Raw genomic sequence first — 21,455 nt, forward strand, 5'->3', positions numbered from 1 at the left:
CGCATGGACTACCCCGGAAATCTCTTCGTCGTCGCCGCCCCCAGCGGATCGGGCAAATCGACCCTGGTCAACGCCCTGCTGGAGGTGGACGCGGGCGTGGCGCCCTCCATCTCGCACACCACGCGCGCGCCGCGCGGGCAGGAAAAACACGGCCGCGAGTACTTCTTCGTCGGGCAGGACGAGTTCGACGCCATGGCCCGCGCGGGCGACTTCCTTGAATGGGCGCACGTGCACGGCAACCGCTACGGCACCTCGCGCCAGGCCATCGAGGCGCGCATGCAGGCCGGCGGCGACGTGGTGCTGGAGATCGACTGGCAGGGCGCGCTGCAGATCAGGACGCTGTTCGCCAACGCCATCCTGGTCTTCGTGCTGCCGCCAAGCTGGGACGAGTTGCGCGCCCGCCTGATCGGCCGTGGCGAGGACACGCCCGAGGTCATCGAGCTGCGCCTGGCCAACGCGCGCGAGGAGTTGGCCCAGGCCCGGCACTTCGACTACCTTATAATCAACGAGATATTTGAACGCGCGCTTTTCGACTTGAAAGCCATCGTCCACGCGCAGCGCCTGAAGTACAGCGCCCAGAAGCGCGCCCGCGCCGACACGTTCAAGGCCCTCAACATCGACTGACCCAGCTCACGCTGTCTACCACCATGGCCCGCATCACCGTCGAAGACTGCCTCGCCCGGATCCCCAACCGCTTCCAGCTCGTGCTGGCCGCCACCTACCGGGCCCGCATGCTGAGCCAGGGCCACACGCCCAAGGTCGAGGCACGCAACAAGCCCGGCGTGACCGCCTTGCGCGAGATCGCCGCCGGCAAGGTCGGGGTGGAGATGCTCAAGAAGGTGGTTTGAAGCCGCGCGGCCTTCCCGCCGGTTCATCCAGAAAAGCGCCTGTCCGGCGCTTTTTTTCATCACCGGGCCTCCCCCCAAGATATAAAACATTCCCTCGGAGGACTGCGCGGCTTGCGAAGCACCGAGGGCAAGATTTGCGACGAGAATCACGCCATGTTGACTGAAACCCAGACCTTCCACATCGAACCGATCCGCATCGGCGGCCAGGAGTTGCGCGTGGGCCGCAGCGCGGGCAGCGGCGATCACCCACCGCTGCTGATGTTCAACGGCATCGGCGCCAACATCGAACTGCTGGAGCCGCTGGCGCAGGCCCTGCCGGAGCGCGAGGTGATCACCTTCGACGTCCCCGGCGTGGGCGGCTCGCCGCTGCCCTCCCTGCCCTACCGGCCCCGGCACATCGCGCGCCTGGCCCAGGGTCTGCTCGACCACTTCAGGCATGACCAGGCCGACGTGCTGGGCGTGTCCTGGGGCGGTGCGATGGCGCAGCAGTTTGCCTGCACGGCCTCCAGCCACTGCCGCAAGCTCATCCTGTGCGCGACGGCCACGGGCTCGGTCATGGTGCCCGCCAAGCTCGACGTGCTGTGGAAGATGGCGACCCCGCGCCGCTACATCGACCGCGATTACGCCCGTACCGTCTCGGGCGACATCTATGGCGGCGACTGCCGCGAAGGCCCCCAGGTGCTGGCCGGGCACTTCGAGCAGGCGAAGAAGTTCAACTCACGCCAGGGCTACTACCTGCAACTGCTCGCGGGCGCGGGCTGGACGAGCATCCACTGGCTGCCCTTCCTGAAGCAGCCGACGCTGATCATGGCGGGCGATGACGACCCCCTGATCCCGCTGATCAACGCGCGCCTGATGCGCAGCCTGATTCCGAACAGCGAACTGCAGGTCTTCGATTGCGGCCACATGTTCTTGCTCACGCGGCGGGATGCGTCGGTCGCCGCGATCCGCGAGTTCCTCGACCGACCCTGACACCCGGGCCACCCCTTGGCCGTTGCGCCGGCCTGCCTGATGTGATGTGATGGACAAATAACCGAAACCGGAGACAAACCGCATGGCAACCCGCACCCCAAAAGCCAAAACCAAGGCCAAGGCACCCACCCAGACCGCCGCCGAGCCCGCCGCCCGCCCTCTTGCGCAGCCGACGGACATCGTGTCCAGCGCCGCCGACAACACCACGGCCCTGAACCCGCTGCTGGGCATTCGGCGCGAAGACCTGGCACAGGCCGCCAAGACCTTCTGGCAGATCACCGCCGCATCGCCGCAGCGCGCCGTGGCCAGCTACGCCGGCTACCTCCAGGAATGGGGCCGCATCCTTCAGGGCAAATCCGAACTGGCCCCCGAGCCCAAGGACCGACGCTTCGCCGACGGTGCCTGGAAGAGCAACCGCCTCTACAAAAGCCTGATGCAAGGCCACCTTGCAGCCGTGAAACAGGTCGATGGCTTCATCGAGGGCGCGCAGGCGACCGAGCGCCAGAAGGGCCAGGCCCATTTCATCTCCTCGCTGGTGACGGACGCGCTGGCCCCGTCCAACTGGCTGCTGGGCAACCCGACGGCGGTGCGCAAGATCATCGACACGGGCGGCGCGCACCTGATCGACGGCGCCAAGAACCTGCTGCACGACCTGCAGCACAACCGCGGTCTGCCCTCGCAGGTGGACACCACGCCCTTCAAGGTGGGCGAAAACATGGCCAACACGCCCGGCCAGGTGGTGCTGCGCCACGAGATGTTCGAACTGATCCAGTACACGCCGACCACGCCCCAGGTGCACACGCGCCCCTTGATCGTCTCGCCGCCGCAGGTCAACAAGTTCTACGCCATGGATCTGGGCGAGGGCAAGAGCTTCGTGAAATGGATGTTGGACAGCGGCCTGCAGTTGTTCGTCATCAGTTGGCGCAACCCCACGGCAGAGCACCGCGACTGGGGCCTGGAGCAGTACGTGAAGGCCATCGACACCGCCATCGATGCGGCCTGCGCCATCACCAGCAGCCCGGATGCGAGCCTGTACGGCAGTTGCTCGGGCGGCATGTCCGCCGCCGCTTACCTGGGCTGGGCCGTGGGCAAGGGCCGGCAGAAAATCGTCAACGCCACCTGGTCGGTGTGCATCCTGGATTCCGAGGCGGCGATGGGCGACTCCACCCTGGGCCTGTTCAACTCGCCCAGCACCATCGAGGCCGCCCGCGCCCACTCGCGCAAGAAAGGCGTGATCGAGGGCGACGAGATGGCCGCCATGTTCGCCTGGCTGCGTCCCAACGACCTGATCTGGAACTACTGGGTCAACAACTACCTGCTGGGCAACAAGCCCCCGGCCTACGACGTCCTGGCCTGGAACGCCGACACCACGCGGCTGTCCGCGCAATACCACAGCGACCTGCTGGACATGTGCGCCAAGAACCCCTACATGAATCCCGGCTCCCTGGTGATCGACGGCGTGCCCATCGACCTCTCGCGAGTCGAGATCGACGCCTTCGTCACGGCCGGCATCACCGACCACATCACGCCGTGGCGCGGCTGCTATGGCACGGCGCGCATGTTCGGCCCGGGCAGCACCTTCGTGCTGGCCAACGCGGGCCACCTGCAAAGCCTGATCAACCCGCCGGGGGGATCCAAGTCGTTCTACTTCACCGGCCCCGCGTCGGAAGCCGACCCGCTGGCGTGGGCGAAGAAGATGGAAGGCGACCGGCGCGAAGGCAGTTGGTGGCCGCTGTGGCGCGAATGGATGCAGGCGCGCTCGGGCGAGCTGGTGCCCGCGCCCGAGAAACTGGGCTCCGCCAAATACAAGCCGGTGTGCGCGGCGCCGGGGCAATACGTGCTGGATTGAAGACCGGAGACCCGAGGATCGTGACGGCGTGATAGCCCCTCGGGGCAGCGCGGCATGAGGGCTACTTTTCATTCCTCGGACGCGCGAAAGCGCGCGCGCGGTTAAATTCGGGGAATGAGTTCGGTGCTCCCGCCCCTCGACCGCCCGCTGGCTGCGGCCAATGCCGCCGCCGCGAGCTTCGCCGCGCTGGAAGCCCGACTCGACTACCTGGAGCCCGCCGACGTCGAGCTGGTGCGCCAGGCCTACCGTTTCGCGGACGCCGCGCACCTGGGGCAGATGCGCCACAGCGGCGAGCCCTACATCACCCATCCCATCGCCGTCGCCGCCCAGGTGGCCGAGTGGAAGCTCGACGCCCACGCCCTGATGGCCGCGCTGCTGCACGACGCGATGGAGGACTGCGGCGTCACCAAGGCCGACCTGGTGGAACGCTTCGGCGCGCCGGTGGCCGAGCTGGTGGACGGCCTGACCAAGCTGGACAAGCTGCAGTTCGACACCCGCGAGGAAGGCCAGGCCGAATCCTTCCGCAAGATGCTGCTGGCGATGGCGCGCGATGTCCGCGTCATCCTCATCAAGCTGGCCGACCGCACCCACAACATGCGCACGCTCGGCGACATGCCGCGCGGCAAGTGGGGCCGCATCTCGACCGAGACGCTGGAAATCTACGCCCCCATCGCCCACCGCCTGGGCCTGAACCAGACCTTCCGCGAGTTGCAGGACCTGGCCTTCCGCCACCTGAAGCCCTGGCGCTACAGCGTGCTGTCCAAGGCCGTGGCGCGCGCGCGCCAGCGCCGGCGCGACCTGATCCGGCAGGTTCAGCAGAGCGTGGAGACGGCGCTGCTCGACGCCGGCCTGGCAGCGCGCATCATCGGGCGCGAGAAGACGCTCTACTCCATCTACCGCAAGATGGACGACAAACGCCTGTCCTTCGCCCAGGTCAACGACCTGTACGGCGTGCGCGTGGTGCTGCCCGGCACCATCGCCTGCTACACCGCGCTGGGCCTGCTGCACCAGCTCTACAAGCCGGTGCCGGGCCGCTTCAAGGACTACATCGCCATCCCCAAGGTCAACGGCTACCAGTCGCTGCACACCACCCTGGTGGGGCCGGCCAGCATCAACATCGAGTTCCAGATCCGCACCGAGCCGATGGACCTGGTGGCCGAGGCCGGCGTGGCCGCGCACTGGCTCTACAAGGTCGGCCAGCAGGGCGAGCACCCCGGCGAGCAACTGGGCACGCAGTGGCTGCAGTCGCTGCTGGACATCCAGAGCGAGACGCACGACGCCGCCGAGTTCTGGGACCACATCAAGGTGGACCTGTTCCCCGACGCGGTCTACGTCTTCACGCCCAAGGGCCAAATCCTGGCGCTGCCGCAGGGCGCCACCGTGGTCGACTTCGCCTACGCAATCCACAGCAACGTGGGCGACCACACCGTCGCCGCCAAGGTCAACGGCGAGCAGGTGCCCCTGCGCAGCGAGCTGGCCAACGGCGACGTGGTCGAGATCATCACCGCCCCGGTCTCCAGCCCCAACCCGGCGTGGCTGGGCTTCGTGCGCACCGGCCGCGCACGGTCCAAGATCCGCAGCCACCTCAAGAGCCTGGCGCAGGATGAATCGCGCGAGCTGGGCGACAAGCTGCTGGCGCAGGCCCTGCGCGCCGAGGGCCTGAGCCAGCCGCCCGGCCAGGACCCCAAGGACAAGCCCATCTGGGACAAGCTGCTGCGCTTCACCGGCAACCGCTCGCAGGGCGAGCTGCTGACCGACATCGGCCTGGGCAAGCGCAGCGCCAGCATGGTCGCCAAGCGCCTGGTCACGCTGCTGGCCGCGCAAGGCGTCAAGCCCGACGCGCTGCTGCTCACGCAGGCGCGCTACACCGCGCACGAGAACCTGTCGCAGGGCGCCGTGATCCTGGACGGCGCGGAGAACGTCTCCGTCAAGTACGCCACCTGCTGCCGTCCCATCCCCGGCGACGGCCTGCTGGGCTACCTGGGGCGCGGCGAGGGCCTGGTGGTGCACACCGACGACTGCGCCGTCGCCCGCCGCCTGCAGCACAAGGACGCCGAGCGCTTCATCACCGTCGCCTGGGCCGACGAGCCCGTGCGCGCCTTCGAGGTCGGCATCGTCGTCACCGTCGTCAACGGCAAGGGCGTGCTGGCCCGCGTGGCCGCAGCCCTGGCCTCGGCCGAGGCCGACATCGTGCACCTGGGCATGACCGACGAGGCCGCGCAAGAGGCGCTGGACCTGCGCTTCGTCATCGCCGTGCGCGACCGCGCCCACCTCGACCACGTGCTGCGCACCCTGCGCCGCACCCAATCGGTGCTGCGGGCGATGCGGACGATGCCGGTGGGCTGAAGCTTGTTCTCAAGCCAAATTGGCCTCCATCCCTTACCAGAATTTCGCCGGCAGCTATAAATTCAATAGTTTTCAGTGCGCTTCTGGCGCCGGGTACGCCACCCTCAGCACCTCGATCTCGCGCGCGCCCGCTGGCGTTGGCAACTGCAGCACGTCGCCCACGCGCGCGCGCAGCAGGGTGCGGGCGATGGGGCTGATCCAGCTCACCTCGCCGCGGCCGCTCTCGGCCTCGTCGATGCCCTTGATGGTGATGGTGCGTTCGGCGCCCTCCTCGTCGGCATAGGTCACCGTGGCGCCGAAGAAGACCTGATCGCTGCCATGGTGAACGCTGGGGTCGGCGACCTCGGCGATGTCCAACCGCTTCGTCAGGAAGCGGATGCGCCGGTCGATCTCGCGCAGGCGCTTCTTGCCGTACAGGTAGTCGCCGTTTTCCGAGCGATCGCCGTTCTTGGCCGCCCAGTGCACCGCCTCCACCACCTTCGGCCGCTCCTCGTCGATCAGCGACAGCAGTTCGCCGCGCAGCCGCGCCCAGCCCTGGGGCGTGATGTAGTTCCGGCCGCCGGCCGGCAGCGGCGGCAGCGCCACGTCGTCATCGTCGTCGCCGTCGGTTTCGCGGGTGAACGCCTTGCTCATGGCGGCCATGATAGCCGTGTGACAATGCCCTCCCATGTCCACCGCAGTCGCCTTGATCAGCGCTTCGAGGGTCGCTATAAGCTACTCTTTCAATAGCTCACCGCGCAGATGGCATGCGGGTTACAGCCTGGTTATGTTAAAGAATCCAGCGGTGGCGGAGCCGGCCGGATGATCACCCCCGCGGCACCCCCCTGGTGGAGCGGCGCGCGCCGCCGCGCGCTGCTGCGCGCGCTGCTCAGCGCCCACGTGCTCAACGGCGCCTCGGTCGCGGTCGGCATGTTCCTGGTCACCACGCTGGTGCACGCCGGCTGGGGCGCCGAGGCGGCGGCCAACGCCACGGTCGGCGTCATCACGGCGCTGGTGACCGACGTGGTGCGCCCACGCCGCGGCAAGCTGGCGCACCTCCTGGCCGCGCCGCTGGTCGGCGTGCCCCTGTTCGGGGCCGTGCAGTTGCTGCGCGGGCACCCCATCGAGCTGGGCCTGCTGCTGGTGCCCGCCACCTTCGTCGCTTTCCTCGGCATGGCCTGGGGCAAGCGCGGCATGCCGGTGGCGGTCGCCGTGATGATGGCCATGCTGTTCGCGCTGTCGCCGCACCCGCCCAGCGGGCCGCCGGAGGCCCTGGCGCGCACGCTGTACTGCGCCCTCGGCGCGGCGCTGTACGTCGTCTACGCCGTGGCGGCCAACCTGGCGCTGAACGGGCGCTACCGCGCCCAGTTGCTGGCCGACCTGCTGCTGACCATGGCGGCCCTGCTGCGCACCCACGCCGACCGCGTGTCGCAGCTGGCGGCGCCCGAGCCGGGCGATGCCCGCGCCGGCCAGGTGGACGAGCTGCTCACGCGCCAGGCCGCGCTGGCCGACCAGCTCCAGGCCACGCGCGACATGGTGCTCGAATCCCCGCGCACGCCACGCCGCCAGCGGCTGGCCGGCATGCTGATGGTGGTGCTGGAGATGCGCGACCACCTGATCGCCGCCGAGCTGGACCTGGACCGCGCCGACCGCGCCCACGCGCCCGCGCTGGAGCGCATCGCCCGCATCTACCGCGCCATGGCCGTCGAGGTGGACGCCGTGGCCGACGCCCTGCTGCTGGGCCGCCGGCCGCCGCCCGCGCACGACCACCAGGACAACCTGGCGGCGCTGCGGGAGCGCGCCGAGGCCGAGGCGCTGGACGCCCCGCAAGACGCGCAGGTGCTGGCCCAGGTTGCGCTGCTGCACAGCGTCAGCTTCCGCATCGGCCACCAGGACGACGCCGTGCGCCAGTTGACGGCGCTGGCGCGCGGCGACGCCGCGCCCGACCTGGCGGCCGTGCGCACCAGCTGGCAACTGTTCGTCAGCCCGGCCTACTGGTCGCTGCAGCCGCTGCTGACCGTGTGGCACTGGCGGCAGCCGGCGCTGCGCCACGCCCTGCGCGCCGCGCTGGCCGTCGGCACCGGCTACGCCGTCGCCATGCTGCTGCCCTGGGGCTCGCACGACTACTGGATCCTGCTCACCATCGTCGTGGTGCTGCGCGGCAACCTGGCCCAGACGCTGGAGCGGCGCAACGCCCGCGTCGTCGGCACCCTGGTGGGCAGCCTGCTGGCCACCGGCCTGCTGGCGCTGCACCCGCCGGCGCTGGTGCTGCTGCTGGCCGTCACCGTGGGACAGGGCGTGGCCCACGCCTTCGCCGTGCGGCACTACATGACCACGGCGGTGGCCGCGTCGGTGATGGGGCTGGTGCAGGCGCACCTGCTGTACGCGGTCGGCAGCCCCACCTTCGCCCTGATCGAGCGCGTGGGCGACACGCTGCTGGGCGCCGGCATCGCCTGGGCCTTCTCCTACGTGCTGCCCTCGTGGGAGCGCGACCAGCTCGCCGGCCTGGTGCGCCGCGTCTGCCGGGCGCTGGCGCTGCACGCGCGCCATTCGCTGGCCATGGCCACGCTGGGCGACATCGCGGCCCAGCCCGAACTGGCCTGGCGCCTGGCGCGGCGCGAAGCCTACGACGCGCTGTCGGCCCTGGTGCAGGCCACCGGCCGCGCCCTGGTCGAGCCCCGGGCCGTGCGTCCGCCGCTGGCGCTGCTGGAGCAATTGCAGGGCCACGGCTACCAGTTGCTGGGCCAGCTCAGCGCCGTGCAGTCGATCCTGCTGCTGCGGCGCGAGCACCTGCGGCCGACGGACGTGGCGCAGCCGATCCACGACGCGGGGGCGTGGATCGAGGCCGCGCTGGACCTGGCCCAGCCCTGGAGCGGCCACCCGGACATCCCGGCCGCCGGCGGCGCCGAGCCGGCCCTGCCCGCCGTGCCCGAAGCCCTGCCCGACCCCTTCGTGCAGGACGCCAGCCCCTGGCTGCTGCGCCGCCTGCGGCTGGCCACCGGCCTGGCCGGCGACGTGCGCGGGGATGCGCAGCGGGTGCTGGCGGAACTGGCCGGGCCGCCCGGCGCGCCGCAGCCCTGAACCCGGCGCGCCTCAGCCGCACGGCAGCGGCCGGCGGATCTGCGCCGCGGCGCGAAGCCATGGTCCAGCGGGCCGACGCCCTGCCCGGTGCGCACGGCCGCGCCGGCCGCCAGCGCCTGGCGCGCGTAGCCACGCCCGGCCTCGACGGCATCACCAAGCGGCTGTCCCAGCGCCAGGTGCGCGGCGATGGCCGACGACAGCGTGCAGCCGGCGCCGTGCAGGTTGCGCGTGGCGATGCGCGCGCCCGCGAGCAGCCGCGGCGGCTGGCCGGCGATGGCCAGCACGTCGAGCACCTCGTCGCCCGGCAGGTGGCCGCCCTTCAGCAGCACGGCGCGCGCGCCCTGCGCCAGCAGGGCCTGGGCGGCGGGCGCCATGTCGGCGGCGCGGGCGATGGGGCGGCCCAGCAGCAGCGCGGCCTCGTCCAGGTTGGGCGTCACCAGCGCGGCGCGCGGGAACAGCTCGGCCACCACGGCGGCCACCGCCGGCGGCTCGATCAGCGTGGCGCCGCTGGCCGAGACCATCACCGGGTCGAGCACCACGTGCGGCAGCGCGTGCCGGTCGATGGCCCGGGCCACCGTGCGCACGATGTCGGGCGCGTGCAGCATGCCGACCTTGACCGCGTGCGCGCCGATGTCGCCCACCACGGCGTCGATCTGCGCGGCCAGGAAGTCCGGCGGGACGGCGTGGATGGCCGCCACGCCCACGGTGTTCTGCGCCGTCAGCGCGGTGAGGGCGCTCATGCCGAAGCAGCCCAGCGCGGCAAAGGTCTTCAGGTCGGCCTGGATGCCGGCGCCGCCGCCCGAGTCGGAACCGGCGATGGTGAGCACGCGGACGTATTCGGCGGACGGGTCGGTGGGTTTCATGGTGTTTTGGCTTTCAGCCAGCGCGGGTACTTCGCCCGCAGCTATCAAATCGATATCAAATCGAGGGATGCGGCAGCGCCGGCACGGGCAGCGGCGGCGCGGCGCGGCCCGCCTGCATCGCGGCCTGCCATGCGGGCAGCGTGCGCGCCGGCTCGTCGCCCAGCCCGCGCACCACGCACACGCCGCTGGCGCCGCTCCGCGCGGCCAGCGTGGCTTGCGCCGGCGCCAGGATGCCACCGATGGCCACCACCGGCAGGCCGGCCATGCGCACCCACCAGGCCAGGTTGTCCAGCCCCTGCGGACGCCAGGGCATGGCCTTGGTCAGCGTGGGCCAGACCGGGCCGCAGGCGGCGTACCAGGGCCGCAGCGCGCGGGCGCGGCACAGCTCCCAGAGGCTGTGGCTGCTGATGCCCAGCGCGAGGCCGCTGGCGGCCAGCCCGGCGCGGCCGGCGTCGCCCAGGGCCAGCAGGTCTTCCTGGCCCAGGTGGACGGCGGGGGCGCCCAGCTCGGCCGCCAGGCGCCAGTGGTCGTTGACGACCAGGGTGGCGCCGGCGGCGCGGCAGATGCCGGCCGCCTGCTGGAGGGACACGCGCAGCGCGGCGTGCCACGCAGCGTCGGGCGCGTCGGGGGTCTTGATGCGCAGTTGCACCGTGCGCACGCCTGCGGCCACCACCTGGCGCACGCGCTCGGCACTGTCGACGATGGCGTAGAGGCCGATGGTTTCAAGCGGAATCGGACTCTGGCCCGCATCCACGCTGTGTGAGCAGCTATCGAAATCGAAGTGATCGCCCCACGACATGAAGGGCAGCAGACCGGCCTGCGCGCCAAAGCCAGCCCGCGCCGCCACCGGCCCGGCGCCCTGCCCCGCCGCGTAGCCGTGGCCGAGCGCGTGCGTGGTCGCCATCTTGGCCAGCACCAGCGCGTTGGCCGCCGCGAAGCCCAGCGCCAGCGCGGCGGCGGCGCTGGTGGCGAAGGTGCAGCCGGTGCCGTGGGTGTGCGGCGCGTGCAGGCGCGGCAGGGCCAGCCAGCCGTGGGCGTGCGGGGTGTCGATCCAGTCGAGCGCCCAGCCGGGGTGGCCCATGCTGTCGCCGCCGGTGACGGCCACGGCGGCGGCGCCGAGGGCGCGCAGGTGCCGGGCGAGCGTGGGAGCACCCCCTTCCGCCGCGCCCGCCAGCCGCCGCGCCTCGTTCTCGTTCGGCGTGACGAGGGTCGCGCGCGGCAGCAGCAGGTCGCGGTAGGCGGCCAGCGCGGCGGCGTCGGCGAAGGCGGCGCCGGTGCTGGCGCCCAGCACCGGGTCCACCACCAGCGCGACCGGGCCGCGCTCGCGCAGCCGGTCGATCCAGCGCGCCACCACGGCGATGTGGGGCGCGCCGCCCAGCAGGCCGGTCTTGACGGTGGCGGGCGGCAGGTCGTCGGCCAGCGCGGCCAACTGGGCGTCGAGCAGTTCGGGCGACACCGGCTGCACCTGCGTGACGGCGCGCGAGTTCTGCGCCGTCACCGCCGCCACCACCGGGCACACGTGCACGCCGAAGGCGTCGGCCGCGCGCTGGTCGGCCGACAGCCCGGCGCCGCCGCCGGAGTCGGTGCCGGCGATGCTCCAGACGACCGGGCGCGCTCCTGATTCAGGAGCTGTCTGCGCTTTATCCACGCCGGTCACGGGGCATTTCCGATCAGAAATGGCTGGCCGGTGACGGGCGTGGTGGCGACGGCGAAGTCCTGCCGCGCCATCACGCCGGCCAGCCGCGCGGCGCGCCCCGCCTCGATGGCCTGGCGGAACGCCCCGGCCATGCGCACCGGGTCGGCGGCCTGGCTGACGGCGCTGTTCAGCAGCACGGCATCGATGCCCATCTCCAGCGCCTGCGCGGCGTGGCTGGGCGCGCCGATGCCGGCGTCGACGATCAGCGTCACGCCGGGCAGCCGCTCGCGCAGCGTGCGCAGCGCGAAGGGGTTGATGAGGCCCTGGCCGGAGCCGATGGGCGCGCCCCAGGGCATGAGCAGCGGGCAGCCGACGTCGAGCAGGCGCTGGCAGGTCACCAGGTCGTCGGTGCAGTAGGGGAAGACGGTGAAGCCCTCCTTGCCGAGCTCGCGCGCGGCGGCGACCAGCTCGAAGGGATCGGGCTGCAGCGTGTGCTCGTCGCCCACCACCTCCAGCTTGAGCCAGTCGGTGCCGTACAGCTCGCGCGCCATGTGGGCCAGTTGCACCGCCTCGCGCGCGGTGCGGCAGCCGGCGGTGTTGGGCAGCAGGCGCGCGCCCTGGGTGCGCAGGGCGGCGCGGATGATCTCGATGAAGCCGTTGTCGCCCGCCGCGCTGAGCTGGCGCTTGAGCCCCACGGTGACGATCTGCGTGCCCGACGCGGCGATGGCCTCGGCCAGCGCCTGGGGCGAGGGGTAGCCGGCGGTGCCCAGCAGGAAGCGGCTGCGCAGGACGACGTCGCCGACCTGCCAGGGGTCGGCGGGCGGGGTGGGTTCGGGAGGTACTGGAGAAGTCATGGTTTGATCACGAAGCCGCGCTCGACGTCGCCGTCGAAGCCGAGCGCGGCATACAGCTTGTGCGCCTCGGCGCGGCGCGCGCCGGACAGCAGCATCACCTTGCAGCAGTCGCGCGACCAGGCGAAGTCCAGCGCCTGGGCCATGACCTGGCGCGCCAGCCCCTGGCCGCGGAATTCGGGCAGCGTGACGACGTGTTCGATGAGCCCGACGGAACGTCCGCCCGACGCCAGGTTGGGGAGGGTGGCGATCATGCAGGTGGCCGCCCGCGTCGGCGACGACGCGGATGTGCGGATGGCCGGTCAGCTCGTTCCACCGCGCGGCCGCGAGGTCGGGAGCCAGCTCGGGATCGTGGGGGCGCAGTGCGCGGTACAGCCGCTGGACGCCCGCGAGGCCGCCGCCGTGGGCGAATCGGATGCACGGGTTCATGGCCGCGCGTCAGCCGCCCACGATGGGCCTGAAGAACAGCACCGTTTCGCCGCTCTGCAGCACGCGCTGGGCGCGCTGGGCGCGGGCGACGAACTGGCCGTCCACCGCGGTGCTCACGGCGTCGGGGGCGTGGCCCAGTTGATCGACCAGTTGTGCCAGCGTGGTGCCGGCGGCCAAGTCCAGGCCACGGTCTTCCAGGCGGATGCGGATGGTGGGGGCGGCGAGGGTTGAAGTCATGCGGTGCGTTCCTCTTGCGGCGGCGCGGCGGCGTGCGCCATCAGCGCCAGGCCTTCTTCCAGCAGCGCCGGCGCCAGCAACCAGCCGTGGCGGAACAGGCCGTTGATGCGCAGGCAGCGCCCGTCGCGCCGGACCAGGGCGCCATTGTCGGGCAAGGCCGGGCGCAGGTTCACGTCCAGGTGCAAGATGCGCGCCTCGGCCAGCACGGGCACCACGCTGTGCGCGGCGGCCATCAGCTCGACCGCCGTGCGCAGCGAGACGGGGGAGCGGTCCTCGCTCTCGATCTCGCTGGCGCCGACCAGCACCACGTCGCCCGGCCGGGGCACGATGTAGACGCGGTGGCGCGGGTGCAGCAGGCGCAGCGGGCGCCGCACGCCGTGGCCGGGGGCGTGCAGCCAGACCAGCTCGCCGCGCACGCCGCGCACGGGCAGGCCGGGGCGCGCGCCGAGGCCGCGCGCGTCGAGCACCCAGTCGAAATGCCGCGCTTCGCCATCGGCCAGGCGCAGCGCGCCGCCCTCTTCCGCGATTTCCACGCGCCGGCCCCAGTGCCAGCGCGCGCGGTCGCTGCCGCTGGCGGCGGCATGCAAGGCCAGCAGCGCCTGCACGGCGTCGATCTGCGCCTCGCCGGGCAGCAGCCAGGCGTGGGCGGGGCCGCTGACGGCGGGCTCCAGCGCGCGCAGCTCGGCCGGTGCCAGCGCCCGCGCGCCCTCCGGGGGGCTCGCCGCCGTCCACGCGGGCGACGCGCAGGCGGCACGCAGGCGGTCCAGCACGCGCTGCGCGCTGCCCAGGTCGGCGCGGTGCGCCAGCATCAGGCTGCCTTGCGCGGAAAAGAACGGCTGGCCGGGCAGCGCGGCGGCGATGTCCCGCCACAGCGCGATGGAGCGCCAGCCGCGCGCGGCCAGGGCCGGCTCGGCGTTGTCCAACTCGGCGATGGGGCTGAGCATGCCGGCGGCGGTGAAACCCGCCGCCTGCGCCTGGGCATCGGCCTGCGCGGCGCTGGCGAAGCCGTCGCGAAAGCGCGGCCCGGCATCCGGGGCGGGGTCGAACACCTCGACGGCGTGCCCCTGCCGCGCCAGTTGCCACGCCGCCAGGCGGCCCAGCAGGCCGGCGCCGGCGATGCCGACGTGCAGGGACTCAGACATGGAGTGCCATCATTCTCATAGCTATACCCGCAACATCCGCGCGGGCTGGAGGCCTATTTTCCTTCAAACCGGCTGAATGGGCACGTAGAACTCGCCGCCCGCGGCCTTGAACTCGTCGGACTTCTGCGCCATGCCGGCGGCCAGCGCGTCCTGCTCGCTCAAGCCCTTGGCGGCGGCGAAGTCGCGCACCTCCTGCGTGATCTTCATCGAGCAGAACTTGGGGCCGCACATGCTGCAGAAGTGCGCGGTCTTGGCGGCGTCCTTGGGCAGGGTCTCGTCGTGGAATTCACGCGCGGTGTCGGGGTCCAGACCCAGGTTGAACTGGTCTTCCCAGCGGAACTCGAAGCGCGCGTGGCTGATCGCGTCGTCCCTCGCACGCGCCGCCGGGTGGCCCTTGGCGACGTCGGCCGCGTGGGCGGCGATCTTGTAGGCGATGATGCCCTGCTTCACGTCGTCGCGGTCGGGCAGGCCCAGGTGTTCCTTGGGTGTGACGTAGCACAGCATGGCGGTGCCCATCCAGCCGATCATGGCGGCGCCAATGGCGCTGGCGATGTGGTCGTAGCCGGGCGCGATGTCGATGGTGAGCGGGCCCAGGGTGTAGAACGGCGCCTCGTGGCAGTGCTTGAGCTGCTCGGTCATGTTGGCCTGGATCAGGTGCATGGGCACGTGGCCGGGGCCTTCGATCATGGTCTGCACGTCGTGCTTCCAGGCCACCTGGGTCAGCTCGCCCAACGTGCGCAGCTCGGCGAACTGCGCCTCGTCGTTGGCGTCGGACGCGCAGCCGGGGCGCAGGCCGTCGCCCAGGCTGAAGGACACGTCATACGCCTTCATGATGTCGCAGATGTCCTCGAAGTGCGTGTAGAGGAAGCTCTCCTGGTGGTGCGCAATGCACCACTTGGCCATGATGGAGCCGCCCCGGCTGACGATGCCCGTCACGCGGTCGGCCGTGAGGTGGATGAAGGGCAGGCGCACGCCGGCGTGGATGGTGAAGTAGTCCACGCCCTGCTCGGCCTGCTCGATCAGCGTGTCGCGGAAGATCTCCCACGTCAGGTCTTCGGCGATGCCGCCCACTTTTTCGAGCGCCTGGTAGATCGGCACGGTGCCGATGGGCACGGGCGAATTGCGGATGATCCAGTCGCGCGTGGTGTGGATGTTGCGGCCCGTGGAAAGGTCCATCACGTTGTCGGCGCCCCAGCGGATGGCCCAGACCAGCTTTTCCACTTCTTCCTCGATGCTGGAGGTGACGGCGCTGTTGCCGATGTTGGCGTTGATCTTCACGCGGAAGTTGCGGCCGATGATCATCGGCTCGACTTCCGGGTGGTTGATGTTGGCCGGGATGATGGCGCGGCCGCGCGCCACCTCGTCGCGCACGAACTCAGGCGTGATGATTTGCGGAATCGTGGCGCCCATGGGGTTGCCGCGCCGGCGCGCCTCGCGCTTCGCGTCGCCCACGAATTCCCTCGTCCACTCCGTGCGGCCGTTCTCGCGCAGGGCGATGTACTCCATCTCCGGCGTGACAATGCCGCGCCGCGCGTAGTGCATCTGCGTGACGTTGGCGCCGGCCCGGGCGCGGCGCGGCTGGCGCTGCAGCGCGGCGGCCTGCCGGCGCAATTGATCGATGCGCTCGGCGTCGCGCGCCTCCAGCTTGCCGCCGTCGTCCAGGATGTGGGCCAGGCGGCCCTCGTAGCTTTCGGTGTCGCCGCGCTCGACGATCCAGGCGCCGCGCACGAGCCCCAGGCCCTGCCGCACGTCGATCGCAGCCGCCGGGTCGGTGTACGGGCCCGACGTGTCGTAGAAGGACACCTCGCGCCCGTTGGTCAGGCGCACGTCGCGCACCGGCACGCGCAGGTCCGGCCGGCTGCCGGCGATGGCGCCCTTGGTGGAGGCGGGAAGGGGCTCGCGCGTGAGGGCGAGCAGGTGGGCGAGCTTGTCGGGGGCGTTCATCGGCGGGTCTCCTGGTGGGCTGGTCAACAGACTCCGGGGGCCGCCTTCGCCGCGTCGGCACCGGGGTTTGCGGTGCGCGTCGCCTTGCAGTCCTGCTCTTCCTTACGCCGGTGCTAACCGGATCAAGTTGACGGGTTCGGCTGACGTTCAGCCATCTCAGCACGCTTGGCGCGGGCACCCCGGAGTGGCCCGCATGATAGCGCGATGACGCCGCGCGCATCGCTTCGTCGAAGACGGTAAATTTCAGCATATAATGCAAGGCTTGTTCCCCGATAGCTCAGTCGGTAGAGCGCCGGACTGTTAATCCGTAGGTCCCTGGTTCGAGCCCAGGTCGGGGAGCCAAGAAATGCAAGGGTCAGCAGGTTAGCGCCTGCTGACTTTTTTGCTTTCTGGGCTTGGTGGCTGGTGCCAGTCTGGTGCCAGTTTTAAGGGCGATGGTCTTCCACCACTGCACCCCAGACCGACCGTTGCACTGGCGCCGCATCAGGAACGTACCGGCGCCGCAGCCTGACTCACCGAAGTCGACTCTTCTATCCGACCAATCTACGGCGCCGGACCGCTTGTTGCGCTTCTCTGCCGTTGTGGCAGACCGTATGTCAGGCAGGACGACAGCGCGACGCTCAGCCCCACAGCTTCTCAAGATCAACGTCCTCACTGTCCGGTTGCTTCGCCTTCTGCAGCCGCTCTACCTGCAGGAGCATCGGCAGATCGAAGGCTGTCCCGGTCACAACGCAGCATCCCTGCGACAAGCCAGGGATCAAGCTGCGCGACAGGCTGTCGAGCGTCGTGATCGTGTTGTCGATCAGGAAGAGGTCGCGCTCGTTTACTAGACGGTGAATGAAGAAATTGTGGATTTGCGACACGATCGTCGGCGAGATGTCCGCTGGACGCTGGCTGGCCACCGTGATGAAGACGCCGAACTTCCGGCCCTCCTTGATGATCTCCTCGAACTGTTCGAGCCTGTAGTCCTTCCAGCTTTCACTCTCCCGATTCGACTGCTGCGACAGGATGTTGTGAGCCTCGTCGATGATTAGGTGCATCGTCTTGTCCGGCGGCGTACCTACTGTCTCGCGGTGCGTGTTGTAGTAGTGCTTCGCGAACAACAACGGCAACACCTTCTTTGTCTCGTTGTTGCAGCGCCGCATCGAAATCACCGTAACCAGACTGTCAATCGGCGCACCTAGTCCGACGGTGAGCACCCGTCGAAGGCTCACGAGCGACGACTCGACTCGCTTCAGAAGAGGCTGAATGTGGTCGAACTGGACGTAGCCGTTGATCAAGTCACTGATCAACTGAAGATTCGCTCGCAGGACAAGTTGGTCGAACGCGTCGAGATTTCCCGCGTCAACTGTCTCAACGGTAGGGGCAATTGCCGCGTCATAGCTCGTGCCATCTTGGTCGAACCACCAGTTACCGCTGACGAACTTGTTCTGTTGGGAATGCCAGTTAACCCCCTTTAGCAAGTCTTCCAACGCCTTGTTCTGAACAGTCCTCGCAACCGACCTCATCAGGTCGAGAGTCGCAGCCTTCGGCTGACCTGCGCAGAAAGCGTCCCGGAACTTCTTTTTGGTGTACGCCGTCAGTGAGCCAGGGTTCGCCTCATATCGGCGGCGTCCTTCGATCACACGATTAAGGAACGGTCGTTGCGTGTTCGTCGTTGCTTGGAAGAGGAGCGACAGAGTTTCCAAGTCCCAGAACTCGTTAGCTTCGAGCGGGAATCGGGCTACAGGTTGCTCGCCCTCCTTAGGGGCTCGCGTCGATAGCGCGTACACCATCTTAGTGTTTGCAGGCGCCAGCTGCTGTCCCGTGTACTCACCATTGAAGTCGAGGAGAACGAATCGGCTCTTCCCTTGAATCGCGTCAAGCTTCTGCTCGAAAAGGACCGTGTAGAGCTTTGCCAGCGTGTTCGACTTCCCGCTCCCCGTGTTGCCGAAGATGCCAATGTGACTGTTGAAGAGCCGCTTCCATGGCAGGTTGACGGCGATCTCCTCTTTGAGCATCGTCCCTATGCGGAAGTCACCGCCGGTGCCTTGCCGATCGAAGATCGACGCTATCCGCTCCTCTTGGATGAGGATAGCCGGGTCGTGGATCATCGGCATGTACTTGATGCCCTGCTTGAAGCCATCAACATCGAAGAACCCGATCGGTCGCGCCTCAACCTTGCGAACGTAACGGACCTTGCCATCCGTCGCTTCCACGCGGCTTTCGTCAAGGTACTCACCTTCGACGATACACACGATCTCGCGGAAGCCCCGCTGAATCGACAGATACTCCCGAATGGACACGCCCTTGAACTTCTCGCCCTTGTAGAACAGCGTCTCTTGGTTCGATTCGTCGTCAATCCGAAGCGTGATCCTGATTCCCTGAACGGCGATGACTTCCCCGACGCGGATGGTCATTTGAGAGCCTCTGACGCCGCCGCAGCTTGTCCTTGGCCTTCGCCGTTCTGGCCCTTCGCACTGCTATCGCCCGCTACCGTGCTCCGCAGGCTAAGAACCCGGGTATTGAACTCGGTGAAAGTCATCGGCGTATCACCGTCAAGGACCAAGCATTTGACGTTGGCGTACTGCCCGAAGTGTGAAGTCAGCTTCTGGTACGACCGTTGGCTGTAGCAGCAGACAAAAACTTGCAGGCTCGGATTCGACAGCGACCGCTTCACCAGATTTAGGATGTGCTCATCGGCGAATGAAAAGCCGAACGTCACCAGCACGGCATTTGGTCGCTCCAGCTCGTAGCTTAGGAGCCGGAGCATCTGGTAGTAGTGCTCCTCGTAGACCGTCTGATGGAACTTCCACTTCGTTGGGTTGACGATCGGCACTTGCTCATAAGCGGCTCGAAAGGCTTGCAGTTCATCGTCAGTGAAGTCTGGCGTCGGAACGTCTGAGAGCTTGCCTTCCTTTGCTCGCAGTGCAACCGAAAATGTAGCCAGCTTGGCCTGAGCAGCATCGTCGAGCAACCCTTTGAGGTTTTGGTTGTAGTCAACTGCTATACCGCGAGCGGTCTCCCTCCAGTAGACCGAGCCATGCAGGTGGATGAGATTGATCTGCGGCACGCTAGTGACGTGTCGATCGAACACACCGCTATTGCACAGGAAGTTGTTGAAGTTCCGCGCTTCCAACAGCTTCGTGCGAAAGCCACGGGTACCATCGTTCAAGACAAAGTCACGTGTGCCCTCCTGAAGCATCTCATCGGCGACAAGGGGGACACAGCCGTCGTAGTTGGTGGTGAAGACATTACATCGCCGATCCTGAGCCGGCCGTCTTTGAACCATCGTCAGCAGCGTCTGCAAAAAGGTTCGATAGTTCGCGAGGACAGCCTTGCCTGCCTCATCGGTCACATTCGCAACGGCGAATCTCTGAGCCGGCAGGATGCACTCGAGGTAGTAGTGCATGAACAGTGGTGTGTAGCGCTTGTCGCTCGTGTTCGTCATGTGGGCGCCCAGTTCCTCCACTGACCACCGCGTACCATCTTCCTTGACCAACTCGAGTTCCAAGGTCGGAAAGAGCCCACTTGACGCGCCGGACCCGATCAAGAAGTTCACGCCCTTGTTGTAAATGTCTCCGACTGGAATCACGAGCTACCTCCAAAATTGCTAAGCGCAGAGCTGACGCGGCCTGTTTCGCATTCTTTGCGCCTTGAATTCTCTCAGGGAGTCTTCTCGCGGGTCTGCTGGGCGCAGGACCAGTGAAGCCGAAGGCGACAGCCGGCGGCGTAAGCCAGCTAGTTAGGACTGGTCAGCCCCTGGTACCCGCTCGTGCCAAAGCGTGCTATCGCTCCGGTACCGCACAGCGCGGGTTGACGACACTAGCCTGCGCATAGTGAGGTGCAACCCGATCTCGGGCAAGCTGCGCATGGCGAAGGCAGTACGACGACAAACCATCTGGCCGACACTTTTGGGGCCAAAGTCATCGTTCCCGGGCGCACCTGCAGCGCCTAGAGTTCTCCTCAGACGCAGCCCAGGAGCCGCCTGATGAGCCAGACGCAGACCCAGCCGATACCGCCTGCCGCCGAGGTGCAGCCCGCCGTGTTCGTCCGCATGGCTGCCGTCGTGCGCATGACCGGACTCGGCCGGTCGACGATCTACCGGCTGATGGCCGAGGACAAGTTCCCGTCGCCGGTGCGACTGGCCAAGCGCGCCGTGGCGTGGCGCCGCATTGACCTTGAGCAGTGGAGCGCCGGCCGGCCGACCGTGTCGCACTAACACCCTCGCCGCGAGAGAACCCCTCGCAAGCGTTCCGACCTACGCCGACATCGACAGCTTCATCACGGCGCCGATCAGCAACATTGCGGCAAGCACCTTGCCCCAGCGCCAGGTCGTGAACCAGTAGCGGTGGTTGACCCACAGCGCGCGGTGCAGTCGACCGAGCCCGAGCAGGACGGCCAACGCCGTGACGAACGGACCGACCAGGCCTGCGGGCCCAGGCACTTGCCGGATAAACAGCACCCACATCAGCGGCCAGGCGACCGCATCGAGGGCCGCAAGCACGCGCCGGCCGGGCCAGTCAGGCGCGTCCGGCCGGGGTTCGCGAGCAACCAGCAGCCACATGAATCCTCCGACCCGGATCGCGCGGGCGGGTTCAACCCGCCCGCGCGATCCGGTCAGCCTGCGCCTCGATCAGCGCCGCCAGTTCCTCGACCTGACCGACCGAGTGGCGTCGAACGTTGAATCGCGACGGCACCAGGCTGGCCAGCCGCACCGAGAGCAACTCCTTCGTGGGTTCCATGATGATGAACTCCATTGGTTGATGACACTTCGCGACCGTCCCTCGACAACGCATCACGGCGGCACCCCTGGCCAGGAAAACGCCCAGGTTTTGAACGGCACGGCAACTTCCCGTAAACGGCGCCGTGCCCCATCGCTGCCTTCAAGATCAACTTGCATCAATACCTCCTCTGCCTTCCGGTTCCCAAAAACCGCCTGCCCTGTTTTCCGAGGGAGCCGGATTGGCTGTTGATCCCCGGGCGTTGGGTTGAGCGGACTGCTGCCCCGCATTCGTCGGTCGCCGTGCGACACCGACAGCGCCGCGAACAAGCGCGGACGCAAGGGCACCGTGGAATAGCTGGGAGGGGACCGCCGCAGGCGGGAGGGCACCGGCCTATGCCGCGAAAGGCCCTTGCGACGGCGCGCGCGACGCTACGGTTCGCACATCGGGCGGCCGATGAACGCAGGGGCACTCAACATCACCGCCGACGCCGAGATTGGCGCTCAAGAGGTTGCGTGCTAGTCGCGTATTAGCCCATCGTCCCACATACGATCGCTTACCAAAAACTTCAACGT

At 68.7% G+C, this 21,455-nt stretch carries 18 protein-coding genes, 1 tRNA gene, 1 pseudogene and 1 riboswitch; of the genes and pseudogenes, 8 read left to right on the forward strand and 12 right to left on the reverse strand.

The window, feature by feature from the left end:
- The first annotated feature begins 3 nt into the window (after positions 1 to 3).
- From gmk to IPG65_RS16120, 5 genes are all read left to right on the forward strand, one after another.
- Positions 4 to 624 carry a guanylate kinase gene (gene gmk, locus IPG65_RS16100; RefSeq protein ID WP_293191735.1) on the forward strand — a complete coding sequence of 207 codons (621 nt, stop codon included), beginning with the start codon at positions 4 to 6 and terminating at the stop codon, positions 622 to 624.
- A gap of 23 nt (positions 625 to 647) precedes the next feature.
- Positions 648 to 848 (forward strand): DNA-directed RNA polymerase subunit omega, encoded by a 201-nt coding sequence (rpoZ, locus tag IPG65_RS16105; protein ID WP_293191737.1) that lies wholly within the window; start codon positions 648 to 650, stop codon positions 846 to 848.
- 153 nt (positions 849 to 1,001) lie between these two features.
- Positions 1,002 to 1,820 (forward strand): poly(3-hydroxyalkanoate) depolymerase, encoded by an 819-nt coding sequence (phaZ, locus tag IPG65_RS16110; RefSeq protein WP_293191740.1) that lies wholly within the window; start codon positions 1,002 to 1,004, stop codon positions 1,818 to 1,820.
- An 82-nt stretch (positions 1,821 to 1,902) separates the two neighbouring features.
- Positions 1,903 to 3,669 carry an alpha/beta fold hydrolase gene (locus IPG65_RS16115; RefSeq protein WP_293191743.1) on the forward strand — a complete coding sequence of 589 codons (1,767 nt, stop codon included), beginning with the start codon at positions 1,903 to 1,905 and terminating at the stop codon, positions 3,667 to 3,669.
- A 114-nt stretch (positions 3,670 to 3,783) separates the two neighbouring features.
- Positions 3,784 to 6,015 carry a bifunctional (p)ppGpp synthetase/guanosine-3',5'-bis(diphosphate) 3'-pyrophosphohydrolase gene (locus tag IPG65_RS16120; RefSeq protein WP_293191746.1) on the forward strand — a complete coding sequence of 744 codons (2,232 nt, stop codon included), beginning with the start codon at positions 3,784 to 3,786 and terminating at the stop codon, positions 6,013 to 6,015.
- Between the two features lie 72 nt (positions 6,016 to 6,087).
- Here the strand turns inward: IPG65_RS16120 and greB are convergent, their stop codons facing one another.
- Positions 6,088 to 6,648: a transcription elongation factor GreB gene (gene greB, locus IPG65_RS16125; RefSeq protein ID WP_293191749.1), complete on the reverse strand. Its 561-nt coding sequence runs from the start codon at positions 6,646 to 6,648 to the stop codon at positions 6,088 to 6,090.
- Between the two features lie 168 nt (positions 6,649 to 6,816).
- Between greB and IPG65_RS16130 the strand changes: the two genes are divergently transcribed.
- Positions 6,817 to 9,075, forward strand: a complete 2,259-nt coding sequence (locus tag IPG65_RS16130; protein WP_293191751.1) for an FUSC family membrane protein — start codon at positions 6,817 to 6,819, stop codon at positions 9,073 to 9,075.
- A 47-nt stretch (positions 9,076 to 9,122) separates the two neighbouring features.
- Here IPG65_RS16130 and thiD (IPG65_RS16135) read toward each other — a convergent pair.
- The 7 genes and pseudogenes from thiD (IPG65_RS16135) to thiC all read right to left on the reverse strand — a co-directional run.
- Positions 9,123 to 9,938, reverse strand: a pseudogene (gene thiD, locus IPG65_RS16135) (bifunctional hydroxymethylpyrimidine kinase/phosphomethylpyrimidine kinase); the annotation flags it as partial.
- A 55-nt stretch (positions 9,939 to 9,993) separates the two neighbouring features.
- Complete coding sequence (gene thiD / locus IPG65_RS16140) at positions 9,994 to 11,595, reverse strand: bifunctional hydroxymethylpyrimidine kinase/phosphomethylpyrimidine kinase (RefSeq protein ID WP_293191752.1); 1,602 nt, start codon at positions 11,593 to 11,595, stop codon at positions 9,994 to 9,996.
- Positions 11,592 to 12,428: a thiazole synthase gene (locus tag IPG65_RS16145; protein ID WP_293191754.1), complete on the reverse strand. Its 837-nt coding sequence runs from the start codon at positions 12,426 to 12,428 to the stop codon at positions 11,592 to 11,594. Before IPG65_RS16145 ends, thiD (IPG65_RS16140) begins: the two co-directional genes overlap by 4 nt.
- Positions 12,425 to 12,679, reverse strand: coding sequence for an N-acetyltransferase (locus IPG65_RS16150; protein WP_293191756.1), 255 nt, complete (start codon positions 12,677 to 12,679; stop codon positions 12,425 to 12,427). Before IPG65_RS16150 ends, IPG65_RS16145 begins: the two co-directional genes overlap by 4 nt.
- Positions 12,680 to 12,863: 184 nt before the next feature.
- Entirely contained in the window at positions 12,864 to 13,091 is a 228-nt protein-coding gene (locus tag IPG65_RS16155; protein WP_293191758.1) for a MoaD/ThiS family protein, read from the reverse strand.
- On the reverse strand, positions 13,088 to 14,233 hold the full coding sequence (locus tag IPG65_RS16160) for an FAD-dependent oxidoreductase (RefSeq protein ID WP_293191760.1): 1,146 nt from the start codon (positions 14,231 to 14,233) through the stop codon (positions 13,088 to 13,090). The genes IPG65_RS16155 and IPG65_RS16160 overlap by 4 nt, the downstream gene beginning before the upstream one ends.
- A gap of 63 nt (positions 14,234 to 14,296) precedes the next feature.
- Positions 14,297 to 16,177 carry a phosphomethylpyrimidine synthase ThiC gene (thiC, locus tag IPG65_RS16165; protein WP_293191762.1) on the reverse strand — a complete coding sequence of 627 codons (1,881 nt, stop codon included), beginning with the start codon at positions 16,175 to 16,177 and terminating at the stop codon, positions 14,297 to 14,299.
- A gap of 82 nt (positions 16,178 to 16,259) precedes the next feature.
- A riboswitch (TPP riboswitch) is annotated at positions 16,260 to 16,368 on the reverse strand.
- A 75-nt stretch (positions 16,369 to 16,443) separates the two neighbouring features.
- Here thiC and IPG65_RS16170 point away from each other — a divergent pair.
- Positions 16,444 to 16,519: transfer RNA gene (locus IPG65_RS16170), tRNA-Asn, on the forward strand.
- A gap of 278 nt (positions 16,520 to 16,797) precedes the next feature.
- On the opposite strand, the gene IPG65_RS16175 is transcribed toward IPG65_RS16170, so the two are convergent.
- Both IPG65_RS16175 and IPG65_RS16180 read right to left on the reverse strand, forming a co-directional pair.
- The gene (locus IPG65_RS16175; RefSeq protein WP_293191764.1) at positions 16,798 to 18,576 is read right to left on the reverse strand and encodes an ATP-binding protein; all 1,779 of its coding nucleotides are present in this window, start codon (positions 18,574 to 18,576) and stop codon (positions 16,798 to 16,800) included.
- Positions 18,573 to 19,718, reverse strand: coding sequence for a hypothetical protein (locus tag IPG65_RS16180; protein WP_293191766.1), 1,146 nt, complete (start codon positions 19,716 to 19,718; stop codon positions 18,573 to 18,575). Before IPG65_RS16180 ends, IPG65_RS16175 begins: the two co-directional genes overlap by 4 nt.
- Positions 19,719 to 20,147: 429 nt before the next feature.
- Between IPG65_RS16180 and IPG65_RS16185 the strand changes: the two genes are divergently transcribed.
- Complete coding sequence (locus IPG65_RS16185; RefSeq protein WP_293191768.1) at positions 20,148 to 20,378, forward strand: AlpA family transcriptional regulator; 231 nt, start codon at positions 20,148 to 20,150, stop codon at positions 20,376 to 20,378.
- A 39-nt stretch (positions 20,379 to 20,417) separates the two neighbouring features.
- Here the strand turns inward: IPG65_RS16185 and IPG65_RS16190 are convergent, their stop codons facing one another.
- Together IPG65_RS16190 and IPG65_RS16195 are read right to left on the reverse strand one after the other, a co-directional pair.
- Positions 20,418 to 20,723: a hypothetical protein gene (locus IPG65_RS16190; RefSeq protein ID WP_293191770.1), complete on the reverse strand. Its 306-nt coding sequence runs from the start codon at positions 20,721 to 20,723 to the stop codon at positions 20,418 to 20,420.
- Positions 20,724 to 20,754: 31 nt separating this feature from the next.
- Positions 20,755 to 20,901, reverse strand: coding sequence for a hypothetical protein (locus IPG65_RS16195; RefSeq protein WP_293191772.1), 147 nt, complete (start codon positions 20,899 to 20,901; stop codon positions 20,755 to 20,757).
- Positions 20,902 to 21,455 lie beyond the last annotated feature (554 nt).

It is taken from the genome of Ottowia sp., assembly GCF_016703145.1.
In the GTDB taxonomy this organism is placed as follows: Bacteria; Pseudomonadota; Gammaproteobacteria; order Burkholderiales; family Burkholderiaceae_C; genus Ottowia.

Bases quoted from the DNA above. Each gene is read 5' to 3' on its own strand.
- gmk (WP_293191735.1), top strand. From the start codon at position 4: ATGGACTACCCCGGAAATCTCTTCGTCGTCGCCGCCCCCAGCGGATCG.
- rpoZ (WP_293191737.1), top strand. From the start codon at position 648: ATGGCCCGCATCACCGTCGAAGACTGCCTCGCCCGGATCCCCAACCGC.
- phaZ (WP_293191740.1), top strand. From the start codon at position 1,002: ATGTTGACTGAAACCCAGACCTTCCACATCGAACCGATCCGCATCGGC.
- IPG65_RS16115 (WP_293191743.1), top strand. From the start codon at position 1,903: ATGGCAACCCGCACCCCAAAAGCCAAAACCAAGGCCAAGGCACCCACC.
- IPG65_RS16120 (WP_293191746.1), top strand. From the start codon at position 3,784: ATGAGTTCGGTGCTCCCGCCCCTCGACCGCCCGCTGGCTGCGGCCAAT.
- greB (WP_293191749.1), bottom strand. From the start codon at position 6,648: ATGAGCAAGGCGTTCACCCGCGAAACCGACGGCGACGACGATGACGAC.
- IPG65_RS16130 (WP_293191751.1), top strand. From the start codon at position 6,817: ATGATCACCCCCGCGGCACCCCCCTGGTGGAGCGGCGCGCGCCGCCGC.
- IPG65_RS16145 (WP_293191754.1), bottom strand. From the start codon at position 12,428: ATGACTTCTCCAGTACCTCCCGAACCCACCCCGCCCGCCGACCCCTGG.
- IPG65_RS16150 (WP_293191756.1), bottom strand. From the start codon at position 12,679: ATGATCGCCACCCTCCCCAACCTGGCGTCGGGCGGACGTTCCGTCGGG.
- IPG65_RS16155 (WP_293191758.1), bottom strand. From the start codon at position 13,091: ATGACTTCAACCCTCGCCGCCCCCACCATCCGCATCCGCCTGGAAGAC.
- IPG65_RS16160 (WP_293191760.1), bottom strand. From the start codon at position 14,233: ATGTCTGAGTCCCTGCACGTCGGCATCGCCGGCGCCGGCCTGCTGGGC.
- thiC (WP_293191762.1), bottom strand. From the start codon at position 16,177: ATGAACGCCCCCGACAAGCTCGCCCACCTGCTCGCCCTCACGCGCGAG.
- IPG65_RS16175 (WP_293191764.1), bottom strand. From the start codon at position 18,576: ATGACCATCCGCGTCGGGGAAGTCATCGCCGTTCAGGGAATCAGGATC.
- IPG65_RS16185 (WP_293191768.1), top strand. From the start codon at position 20,148: ATGAGCCAGACGCAGACCCAGCCGATACCGCCTGCCGCCGAGGTGCAG.
- IPG65_RS16190 (WP_293191770.1), bottom strand. From the start codon at position 20,723: ATGTGGCTGCTGGTTGCTCGCGAACCCCGGCCGGACGCGCCTGACTGG.
- IPG65_RS16195 (WP_293191772.1), bottom strand. From the start codon at position 20,901: ATGGAACCCACGAAGGAGTTGCTCTCGGTGCGGCTGGCCAGCCTGGTG.